This is a genomic window from Candidatus Binatia bacterium (genome assembly GCA_036382395.1).
Taxonomy (GTDB): domain Bacteria; phylum Desulfobacterota; class Binatia; order HRBIN30; family HRBIN30; genus JAGDMS01.
Genome location: DASVHW010000412.1, coordinates 1 through 11,190 on the forward strand (window position 1 = coordinate 1; position 11,190 = coordinate 11,190).

Genomic DNA, 11,190 nt, shown 5'->3' on the forward strand with positions numbered 1-11,190 from the left:
GGATCGAGGGGGTCGGCCACACCCAGTTGCAGTTCCCGTCGAATATTGCGCGCGATTGTATTGGACGCGCCTAACCCAAGTGCCTCAAGTGCTGAATCTACCAAGAAGAAAGAGGAGTGGCGGCGCGTGGAATCGAACCACGGACCTAGGGATTATGAGACCCTCGCTCTAGCCAACTGAGCTACGCCGCCAACCGGGGAACAACTTCTGGCATCGCGTTGCCGCGCGCCGAAAAGCAGCGGGGATACTACCGGAGTGACCCGCAACTGGGCAAGGGGCGTTGAATTCGGATCTTCCCCGCTGAGCGGTGATAACCTCCGAGGCCGCTGGCGCTATTGTGGTGTCGTATTGTTGACCTGCCGGTGCCCAGGGCGGCACCGCTCGCTGAGATGTTGCGCCAGGCTCATCCTGCTACCTGCACACGAGCGCCTTGCCTTGGGGATGACAGGTCTTGATCGTGCCGCCGCGAGAAATGCCCGCACCCACCTGCGTGAGCGTCACCGTCACCGGGCCCGCGAGCGGTCCCGACACGGCGAGTGTGCGCAGCGACGCGGTGAATGTCAGCGCGCCGGCCAGCCGCGTCGGCTCGATACCGGTGACGTCGGTCGCGAACTTGATGATGGCGACGTCGCTCCCCGACAGGCTCGGGTTGTAGCTCGGATTGTAGGTGACCGAGGAGACCGCGACGATCCCCGCGTTCTGGAGGTAAACCCAGTAGTGCGAGGGGTCAACGTCGCCGTAGACGCAGTGGGCCGCGGTCAGGAACGTGCGCCGTCTGGGGAGGCAGCCTGCAAATCCGTGCAGAACTGCGGCCGTGGGCGCAAGAACCTGCACGCGCTGCGAGCGCGGAAACGGCTATACTGTCTATACCCGTCTAGCGCCGGTGCTACGGAAGAGAAAACAGCTGGCGCAGCATGCGATGCTGATTGGGAGACAGCGAACGATCCCGGAAGCACGCGGCCACTCCAGCCGCTACCAGATAACGTGGATCGGTGCCGTATGCCTTCAACCGCTCGTCCACCCAGGCCAAAAGCCTGTCGGCATCCGCGGTGGAAACGGTGCGTAAGCGTTCTTCCAACTCAGGCAAGAATCGGGTGGCGAAATCGATGCGGTTGTCCAGCGAAACCAGGGACGAGACCAGCAGCGCCGGGCGCGGCAGTTCGATGTCGACCAGCCGCAGGACCTGTTCCACGAAACCGAGAGTGACTTGGCTGGCGGCATCGTCCATGACACGTCGCGATGTGGTGAAACCGTCCCCCGCCCAATCGGCCTCCGGATTGAAGACCTGCTCGACGTAAAACTTGATCTTGGGTTCCGTGCCGGAAGGCCGGACCGATACGTGCACCCCTTGGTCATACTGGAGTTGAACGAAATTACGAGAACTGCGGTCCGTCTCTGAGCGGATCTTCCCGAATTGCGTTTCGTCCCAATAATCCACGGCTCGCTGCAAGGCCCGGCCTTGCACCGCCGGTGGCGGTTGGGCGCGCAACCGGTCCATCATCAAGGCAACACGCTCGGAACCGGCAATCCCTTCCATCACCAGTGAGTAGCCGGTGTTGGCCGCATAACCGTAACGGCGGTAGACATCATTCAGGTACGCGCCCAAGGTCTGTCCCTGCGGGTGCAACCGTGCACACAGCTCGCCGAGCAGGAGCGCGCCGCCGGCCGCGTCCTTGTCACGCAGGGCGGCACTCACCAGCACGCCGTTGCTCTCCTCCGCCGCCAGGAGAAAGTCGGCCGGCGTGGCCTGCACGTCACCAAAGCGGCCGTCCTGCGCGATCGCGTCCAACACCTGGCCGATGTACTTGAAGCCGACCAGCAGATCCCCGACGATCTGCACGTCATTCACCTGCGCGATGCGTGTGAGCAGTTCGGTGGTCACCGCGGTCTTGACCATGAACGCCCGCGGCGGCAGCGTGCCGCGTTCACGCCGGGTCTCGATGATGTATGCCGCCAGGACCACGGCGATTTCATTGCCGCTGAAGAGACGCCACCCGCCATCCTGCGGCGCCACGACACCTAACCGGTCGGCATCGGGATCAGTCGCCAGGCCCACATCCGCACCGTGCCGCTGCGCCTCTGCCGACACCAACTCCATGGATTCCGGCACCTCGGGGTTGGGAATGCGGAATTTGACCGCGGGGAATTCCCCGTCGGGAGTCGACTGTCGCTCGACCAGGCGCAGGTCGAATCCCGCACGCGGCAAGACGTCACCGACCGTGTGCAGCCCCGTCCCGTGCAACGGCGTGTAGACGATCAGCGCGCGGCGGGCGAGCGGATCGATCGAGCGGGAAAGATTCTCTTGGATATAGCGGTCGTGGCAGGCGCTGTCCCACCACTTCACTCTCCCCGACTGTACCGCCTGCTCGAAATCCCCTGACGGCACTTCGCTGACCGCTTCGACCTCCTTGGCCATCTCCTCATCGTCGGGAGGCACCGGCTGCCCACCGCTGGGCATGTAGAACTTGGCGCCATTGTCGTCGGGATGGTTGTGTGAGGCCGAGATGTTGAGACCGCCGTGCGCTTTCAAGCCGCGGATGGCGAAGGAAAGTTCTGGCGTGGACAGAAAAAACCCGTCGTTGCCGCTGACCGTGTAGACTTCGACACCATTGGCCGCATACACGGCGGCGGCCAAGCGGGCGAAATCGCGCGAGCGCATGCCGAGGAGCGGGTTGGGAACGGACGGATCATATAACTGCCGCAGGTCACGGAAGACACGCACGTCGAAGGCGACCGCCACCCGCAGGGGTTGAGCGGGAAAACGGCGGCGGAGGTAATTGACGTGCCCTTGCACCGAGGTGACGATGGTCTCCTGGTTGATGCGGTTGGGGCCGATGCCCACCGCGCCACGGCGTCCGCCGGTACCGAACGGCACGATGCGGTAGAAGGAGTCGAGAAGCAGATCCCATTTCTGGCGGCCCGCGAGGTTCTCGATCTGCGGCCGAAAGGCGGCGTACCGCGGTTCGCTCCACCACACGCTGAGATGGCGCATGGCGTCGTGGCGGTACGACTCCGGCACCTGCACCGTACGGAGTCCGTTCTCGATGTCGTTGAGTTCCATGTTGCCCTGCGGTCGGTTCGTGTTCAGGCCACGGTCACGGACTTCGCCAACGAGCGCGGCTTGTCCACGTTGCGCTTGAGGGCGGTGGCGGTGAAGTAGGCCAGCAGCTGCGCAGCCACCAGGGGAAGAAACGGCGCCGTGAACGGGTGGCGGGAGGCCAAGGTGACGCGGTCATCGAAGATGTCCTCCCCGCCATCGAAGGTCAGGCCAAAGACGAACCCACCGCGCGCTTTGACCTCCTCCACGCTCGATAGCGTCATGCCGTACAACTCACCCGCAGTGGGCGGCGGCAAGAACACCAGGGTGTAGAAACGTTCGTCCACCAGCGAAAGGGTGCCGTGCTTGAGAAAGCCTCCGGGCATGCCTTCGGCATGCACGTAGGTGACTTCTTTCATCTTCAAAGCCGCTTCCAAGGCGATGGGGTAATAGATTCCCCGCCCCAAGAAGAGCCAGTTCTGCACATGTGCGTGGCGGTAGGCGGCGGCGCGGATCAGACCGGATTTTTCGTTCAGAATCGTCTCGATCTCCTCCGGCAGCGCCGCCAGCGCCGCCTCGTACTCTTGCCGGACGGTTGCGGACAAGACGCCGCGCCGCTCTCCCAGTTCGATCGCCAGCCGGGCCAGCAGGACCATCTGGATCAGCGCGGCCTTGGTGCTGACGACACACACCTCGGGACCGGAACCCTGGAGGATGACGCGGTCGACCATGCGCCCAATCGATGAGCCCATCACGTTGATGATCGCTGCGCTCTTGGCGCCGCGTTCCTTGGCGTGCCGCAGGCTCATCAACGTGTCGTACGTTTCCCCGGACTGGGAGATGGCCAGCACCAGCGTGTGGGCATCACTCTTGTCGAGGTGTCGGAATTCGTCCGAGCTCAGCGCCGCCACATCCATGTCCGCCACCGCTGCCAGCAAGTACTGTCCGAGTAACGCGACGTAGTACGTCGTGCCGACCCCGAGCAGGTATACGCGCCGCGCCTCCTGCATCATGTCCGCCAGCGCCGCGATCTCACCGGGATCGATGCACAGGGCGCTCCGCAGCGCCTGTGGCTGCTCGTGGATCTCCTTGAGCATGTAGTGCGGATACCCGCCCTTGCGCGACAGTTCCGAATCCCACGGCACAATGGTGATTGTTTTCTCAACCACCTCTCCCGTCCGCAGGCTCTTCACCGAGTAACTGTCTCGCGACACGATGCCGTACTCGCCGTCCTCGAGGATGACCGTGTTCTTGGTGTAATCGATGAAGGCGTTGAAATCCGAGCCGACGTAGTTCGATTCGCTGCCGACGCCAATGATCAGCGGACTCTCATTGCGGGCGCAGAAGATGCGTTCCGGATCGTGCGTGGTAATCATCGCCAGGGCGTAACTGCCCTGCAGCGAGCGCAGCGCGCTCACCAACGCACGTTCGACATCTCCGCATTCCGAGAAGCGCTGTTCGATCAGGTGCGCGATGATCTCGGTGTCGGTATCGGAGCGGAAACGGTGCCCGGCGCGCCGCAGTTCCTCGCGCAGCGCCTTGTAGTTGGCGATGATGCCGTTGTGCACCACGGCGAAATCGCCGCGACAGCTCTGGTGCGGGTGCGCATTCTCACGCGTCACCTTCCCATGCGTGGCCCAGCGCGTATGTGCGATGCCAACTTGCGCCGCCAGACGGCGGAAATGTTCCTTGCTGTCCACCTCATCCACGGTGCCGATATCCTTGCGGACCTCGATATGGTGGTCTTCGACGAAAGCGACCCCGCACGAGTCATAGCCGCGATACTCCAAATGACGCACGCCTTCATACAGCCGGTCGGCGATGGGGTGGAAACTGATCACTCCACTAATGCCGCACATCGAGGGCTACCTCGCGCTGACGGTGGCGTGGTGCGGTACCGTCGCCCCTGGCATCAGCACCGTTCCGGCCGCCAGCGTGTTGCCGGCACCAACCTTGACGTCGTCGCCGACGAACGCACCGAGTTTGCTGAGACCCGAGTCGACCGACTCGCCACGGATGCCGACCGCGACCGCCGTGCCATCCAAGTTCCCATTGATCGTCATCGTTCCCGAGCCGATATCGACATTCTCGCCGATGACGCTGTCCCCGACGAACGACAACCGTCCGATTTGCGAGCTACCGAAGAGCACGCAATTCTTGAGCTCCACACCGTAGCCGATCGTTGAACCGGGACCCAACGAGGAGTACGAACGCACCAACACGTTGTGGCCGACGTAACAGTCGCGGCCGATGTAACAAGGACCGGCGAGCACCGCGCCGGCCTTGACGACCGAACCGCGCTCGATGCGCACCGGCCCGGTCAAGGTGACGTTGCCCTCGATCAAGGCATGCCGCGAGATGATCGCTTCCTCCCAGGTATCCATCACCATCTGGTTGGCCGCCAGAATGTCCCAGGGGTACTCGACATCGATCCACCCTTGCTCCCAAATCGACGCGTTCAGACCCGGGCTGCGCACCAGCTCGCTGAAGACTTTTTCCATATCGCCTTCGCTCTTCTCCAAGAGCGAAAACACTTCCACCGGTAGCACGAAGACACCGGCCAGCACATAATTCCCCAGGCCCACGGTCGTCGGTTTTTCCACGATCCGGGTAATGCGTGTGCCACTGAGATAGACATTCCCGTACCGGCCCGTTGGCGGACCAGGCAAGCAAACGCAAGCAATCGGTCCCTTGAAGGAGCTGAAGGACCGCAAGGCTTCGTGAAAAGGGTTTTCCGAGGTCACCACGTCGCCATAGACGAGGATGAAGTATTCGCCCGGGATGAAGCGCTGGCGTGCGTCGAGGATGGCACCCACGATGCCGCCCTGCGCTCCCTGCTCGACATAGGTGATGTGGACCCCAACGTCCTCACCATCCCCGAAAATGGCCTTGACCTTGTCGCCTGTTTGCCCGAGCACCACCGTGACGTCGGTAACCCCCACCTCGCGCAAATGCGCCAAGGTTCTGCGCATCAACGATCCGCCGCCGACGACCGCCATCGCCTTCGGGCGCGTGGAGGAGAACGGAACGAGATTGCGCCCCGTCCCCCCGGTCAGGATCAAGGCCTTCATTGCTGTCCTCGCATGATACCCATCCTTCAACCAACAGTAAGATTAATCAACCCCGCCAGGCTCAAGGCTGACGGTCAGTGACTTCGGGGCAGTGACTCATTGGCGCTCGTCCCGGCCAACTGGGCCGCCAGCTGCAAAGCCGCCACCATGCTGCGAGCGTCCGCCCGCCCGCTACCGGCGATGTCGAAAGCCGTTCCGTGATCCGGCGACGTGCGGACGAACGGCAGCCCCACGGTGAAGTTCACACCATCGGCAAAGTGCAGGAGCTTGAACGGGGCCAAACCCTGGTCGTGGTACATACACACGATGGCATCGTAGTTGCCGTCCGCGGCCTGGGCGAAGAGACTGTCGGCCGCCAGCGGCCCGACCACATTGAGCCGGTGCCGGCGCGCCGCCCGCACGGCTGGTGCGATCAGACGGGCCTCTTCGTCACCGAAAAGGCCGCCCTCGCCCGCATGCGGGTTCAGACCGGCCACGACAACCCGCGGCGCGGGGATGCCGAACTGCCGGCGCAGCGCCCGCGCGGTCATGGCGATGGTCTGGTAAACGTTCTCGCGGCTCAGTCGGGCCGGCACCTCGGCCAGCGCGATATGCGTCGTGACCAGCACGACACGCAGTCGTGTGCCCACCATCATCATGCGCACCGGGACGTCGCCGCACAACTTGGCAAGCAGCTCCGTGTGGCCGGGAAAATCATGACCTGCCGCGGCCAGATGCGCCTTATTGATCGGTGCCGTCACCACGCCGGCGGCCTGTCCCGTCTGCACCAAACGGACGGCTTCCAATATGGCACTATACGCGGCCTCGCCTCGCGCCGCCGCGCTGCTCGAATGAGATGGCCGCCCCGGCGTACGGTGACGCGCCGCCAGTTCGGAAGTGGCAGCGACCGTCAGGTGACGCGGCCGCGGTGTGTCGCTGAACGCCGCGGGCAGGCCCAGACGCCGCGCCGTTTCCCCCCATACCGCCCGATCGCCGACGAGGATCGGATCGATGGCCGCGCCGACAGCCCGCGTCGCCAATGCTTTCAGCACGACCTCCGGACCGATGCCGCCCGGGTCGCCCATGCTGATGGCGAGGCGCGTCCGTGAGCCGGTGCGGGCGCTCACTGCAGCAGCTCGACGTGGTGGCGCTTGCGCAAGTCTTCGGTCAGCCATTTCTGAAATCGCTCTTCGAGGGCGGCGTTGTAGAGTTGTTGTTTGATCTGGTCGCCCAGCTCGTCGAGCTTCTGGTGCGCCGCGCCTTCGCGCCCTTCGAGTTTGATGATGTGCAGGCCGGCCTTCGTCCGCACCGGCTCGCTCACCTCGCCCACTTTCAGCCGCATGGCGGCCTTTTCGAAACTCTCCAGCATCTCGCCTTGCTTGAACCAGCCGAGGTCTCCGCCGCTTTCCTTGCTCGGATCCTCCGAGTACTGCTTCGCCATCGCGACGAAATCGGCGCCCTTCTTGATGCGCGTGTAGACCTCCTCCGCCTTGGCCGTCACCGCGGCGACCTGGTCCCCGGATGCGCCTTCGTCGAGGCGAAAAACGATGTGTGCGACTTGGAGCTTCTCGGGCGTGGAATACTCAGAGAGGTGCGCCTCGTAGTAGCGTTGCACCTCCTCCGGTGTGACGCTGACCTTACCCCGGATCTCGCGCGCGATGAGCTGATCGCGCTCGATCTCTTCGCGAATCTGTGCGCGATAGCTGTCGATCGTGAGGCCCTGGCCGGCCAATGCCGTCTTCAGCTTTTCATCGTCGAGATTATTGCGTTCTTTGATGGCGCCGATGTAGCGCTCGACATCCTCGTCCCGCACGACGACGCCTTTGTCACTGACCTCCTTCTGAATGAGCTTGTCCGTGATCAGGGCATCCAGCAGCGCTGCCTTGTCCATCGAGGCATTCAATTGCCGGCCACGAATGCTGTCGCGAGAAAACTTCTTCACTTGATACGCGGTGATCGGTTCGCCATCGATCGTTGCCACGATCTTGTTGACGACTTCCGCCCGCGCCGCCGCAGCGACAACGAGGCAGCAGGTGGCAATCGTAAGGCCCCAACGACTGCGGCGCGTGCGCCGAGAACTAAATGAAGACAACATACTGCAGCCGCTAACACGTCTCTCGCAGGTCGTGCAAGACGGACTTGGTCTCGGCAACCAACCCGTCCCAATCGTGTGACTCCGGCTGGAAGCTCAGCTGGAAGTCCGCCGAGAGCTTGAAGCGCCCCTTACCCTTGTGCACCAGGGCGACCAGCCGCTGCACGTCGACCTGGGCATCCGGGTGGAATTGCAGGGTCACCGCGCCATCGCGGAGCACGGTGCGCACGACCATGTAGTCCTTGAGACTGCGGCGCAAGTCCATGACACGCAGAAAACTGTCGGCCAACGGCGGAATGGGGCCGTAGCGCTCGCGCAGTTCGTTGGCGATCTCCTCGAGGTCGGCCTGGCCCTTGATCACCGCCAACCTCCGGTAGAACACCAGGCGTTGATTCTCGTCCGCAATGTAACTGTCGGGAATGTATGCGGGGAACCCCAACTGGATCTCCGGCTCCACCTCGGCGGACACGGGCTCGCCGCGCAGCTCGCGGACCGCTTCTTCCATCATCTGCTGATACAGCTCGAAGCCCACCACGGCCACGTGACCGGACTGCTGCTTGCCGAGCAAGTTGCCGGCGCCGCGGATCTCCAGATCGTGCGCCGCAAGCCGGAAGCCGCCGCCCAAGTCATCCAGCTCCTGCAGGGCGCGCAAACGCAGTTGGGCGTCGCGACTGATGAGCTGCTCGCCCGGGATCATGAGATAGGCATAAGCGCGCTCGTGTGAACGCCCGACCCGGCCGCGCAACTGGTACAGTTGCGCCAATCCGAAGCGATCGGCGCGGTCGATGATGATGGTGTTGGCATTGGGGACGTCGAGACCGGATTCGATGATGGCCGAACAGATGAGGACGTTGGTCTTCTTGCCGAAGAAGTCGGCCATCACGCGTTCCAAGTCGCGTTCGTGCATCTGCCCGTGGGCCACTGTAAAAGAGGCCTCGGGCACCAGCTCTCGCAGCCGGCGGGCCCGCATCTCGATGGTCTCGACCCGGTTGTGCACGAAGAACACCTGCCCGTCGCGCCCCAGCTCCCGCAGGATGGCTTCACGGATGAGGCCTTCATCATAACGGGTGACGTAGGTGCGGATCGCCAGGCGATCGATGGGCGGCGTCTCGATCACGCTCAGGTCGCGAATGCCGAGCAATGACATCTGCAAGGTGCGGGGAATCGGCGTGGCGGTCAGGGTGAGGACGTCAACCAGCTTGCGCATCTGTTTGATGCGCTCCTTGTGGCTCACGCCGAAGCGGTGCTCTTCGTCCACCACCAGCAGACCGAGATGCTTGAAGACGATGTCCTTCTGAAACAGCCGGTGCGTGCCGATGACGATGTCGACCTCCCCGCTGGCCACGCCGCGCACCACGGCTTGGCTCTCGCCACGGGTGAGGAAGCGCGACAACATCTCCACGCGCACGGGGTAACCCTGGAAGCGCTGGCGAAATGTATTGGAGTGCTGCTGTGCCAACACCGTCGTGGGGACAAGGACGGCGACCTGCCGCCCGTCGAGCACGGCAAGGAAGGCGGCGCGCAGCGCCACTTCGGTCTTGCCGTACCCGACATCGCCGCAGATGAGGCGATCCATCGGCTTCGGGCGCTGCATGTCGGCCAGGGCCTCGTCGATGGCCCGCTGCTGATCCGGCGTCTCCTCGAACGGAAAGGCGGCCTCGAACTCACGGAAATACTGATCCGGCGTGCTGAAACTGCGGCGCTCCATGATCTCGCGCGCCGCATAGATGCCGAGCAGCTCCTTGGCCATGGCAAAGACGGATTCGCGCGTCTTGCGTTTGACCTTCTCCCAGCTGGTGCCGCCGAGCTTGTCCAGCGGCGGTGCGGCACCGTCGGCGCCGACATACTTCTGCACCAGGCTGATGCGATCGACCGGCAAGTAGAGGCGATCGCCGCCGGCGTATTCGAGATGGAGGAAGTCCCCTTCGGTGTCGGCCACACGGAGATGCTTCAGTCCGCGATAGCGGCCAACGCCGTGGTCGATGTGCACGACGAAGTCATTTGGCTTCAGCTCGCTCAGGTTCTTGAGGAGCTGCGTGACCTCGACGCGACGCGTGCGGCGGCGTTGCCGCGCCTCACCAAAGAGGTCGGCCTCCGTCACCACCACGAGCCGCGCCTCGGGCAACCGAAAACCTTCGTTGAGATGTCCGAGCACCAGCCGCGGGTGGTGCGCCGGCGATCCGAAGACCGCCGCGAACGGCCGGTCGTCACGCTCCACCGTGACATCGTGATTTTCAAAAAGGCGGGCCAAGCGTTCTCCCTGCTGCGCCGTGCTGGCGACCACGATCACGCCATGCCCCAGCGTGCACCAGTTCCGCACCCGCTCGGCCACCGGTGCGAAGGAAGTCTCCCGGCGCTGCGACAGGTGCTCGATCTTCAAATCGCGCGTCAGAAACGACTGGACCGTGAGGTGCTGCGCATCCCCGCCGCTGGCCAGCATCTCCAGCGGTTCCAGTTCGATTGTCGGCCAGCCGGCGAACGCCGCGCGCCACTCGCTCGGTGAGATGTACAAGCCGTCCACGGGCGGTAGAAACCGATGCTCGGCCGCGCGCTCAGCCGCGCGCCGCTCGATCTCGACCCAGGCCCGCTCCAGCGCCGCGTCCACCTCGCCGGCACTGTCCAGCCAGAGCAGGGCGTTGCCGGGCAGATAGGCCGCCAAGGTGTCCAGCGACGCATAGAAGTACGGCAGGAAGAACTCGACACCGGGGAAGAGAAGGCCGTTGGTGAGCCCTTCGAGCATCTGCGTGCGCTCCTCGCGGCTGACTTCCAATTCGAAGGCGCGGGCTTCGATGGCGCGCAACGTGTCCCGATTCGACCGGCCACGGGCATCGAACTCGCGCACCGGCAGGATGAGGAACTCGGGGTGCTGTGCCAGCGAGCGCTGGCTGACCGGATCGAACTCGCGGATGGCTTCGATGACGTCGCCCACCAATTCGATGCGCAACGGTTGTGGGTGCGCCGGCGGGAAGATGTCCAGGATGCCGCCACGGATGGCGAAGTCGCCGCGATCC

7 protein-coding genes and 1 tRNA gene are annotated in these 11,190 nt (G+C 63.9%); all 8 read right to left on the reverse strand.

The features are described 5' to 3' along the window. Nucleotides 1–117 precede the first annotated feature (117 nt). Nucleotides 118–191 (reverse strand) — tRNA-Met (locus VF515_20185). Nucleotides 192–411: 220 nt separating this feature from the next. Then, on the reverse strand, nt 412–834 hold the full coding sequence (locus VF515_20190) for a trypsin-like serine protease (GenBank protein ID HEX7409945.1): 423 nt from the start codon (nt 832–834) through the stop codon (nt 412–414). A gap of 52 nt (nt 835–886) precedes the next feature. After that, nucleotides 887–3,061 carry a phospho-sugar mutase gene (locus VF515_20195; GenBank protein ID HEX7409946.1) on the reverse strand — a complete coding sequence of 725 codons (2,175 nt, stop codon included), beginning with the start codon at nt 3,059–3,061 and terminating at the stop codon, nt 887–889. 23 nt (nt 3,062–3,084) lie between these two features. Continuing rightward, a complete protein-coding gene (glmS, locus tag VF515_20200) occupies nt 3,085–4,896 on the reverse strand; it encodes a glutamine--fructose-6-phosphate transaminase (isomerizing) (GenBank protein ID HEX7409947.1) in 1,812 nt (603 codons plus the stop codon). A 6-nt stretch (nt 4,897–4,902) separates the two neighbouring features. Next, nucleotides 4,903–6,108, reverse strand: coding sequence for a sugar phosphate nucleotidyltransferase (locus VF515_20205; protein HEX7409948.1), 1,206 nt, complete (start codon nt 6,106–6,108; stop codon nt 4,903–4,905). 74 nt (nt 6,109–6,182) lie between these two features. Further along, the gene (pdxA, locus tag VF515_20210) at nt 6,183–7,214 is read right to left on the reverse strand and encodes a 4-hydroxythreonine-4-phosphate dehydrogenase PdxA (protein ID HEX7409949.1); all 1,032 of its coding nucleotides are present in this window, start codon (nt 7,212–7,214) and stop codon (nt 6,183–6,185) included. Next, a complete protein-coding gene (locus VF515_20215; GenBank protein ID HEX7409950.1) occupies nt 7,211–8,182 on the reverse strand; it encodes a peptidylprolyl isomerase in 972 nt (323 codons plus the stop codon). The genes pdxA and VF515_20215 overlap by 4 nt, the downstream gene beginning before the upstream one ends. 10 nt (nt 8,183–8,192) lie before the next feature. After that, nucleotides 8,193–11,190, reverse strand: a 2,998-nt coding sequence (mfd, locus tag VF515_20220) for a transcription-repair coupling factor (protein ID HEX7409951.1), incomplete at its 5' end; no start/stop codon positions are given.

What these genes read in the sequence shown, in the direction of transcription:
- glmS (HEX7409947.1), bottom strand. Translation starts at nt 4,896, where the DNA reads ATGTGCGGCATTAGTGGAGTGATCAGTTTCCACCCCATCGCCGACCGG.
- VF515_20195 (HEX7409946.1), bottom strand. Translation starts at nt 3,061, where the DNA reads ATGGAACTCAACGACATCGAGAACGGACTCCGTACGGTGCAGGTGCCG.
- VF515_20215 (HEX7409950.1), bottom strand. Translation starts at nt 8,182, where the DNA reads ATGTTGTCTTCATTTAGTTCTCGGCGCACGCGCCGCAGTCGTTGGGGC.
- VF515_20205 (HEX7409948.1), bottom strand. Translation starts at nt 6,108, where the DNA reads ATGAAGGCCTTGATCCTGACCGGGGGGACGGGGCGCAATCTCGTTCCG.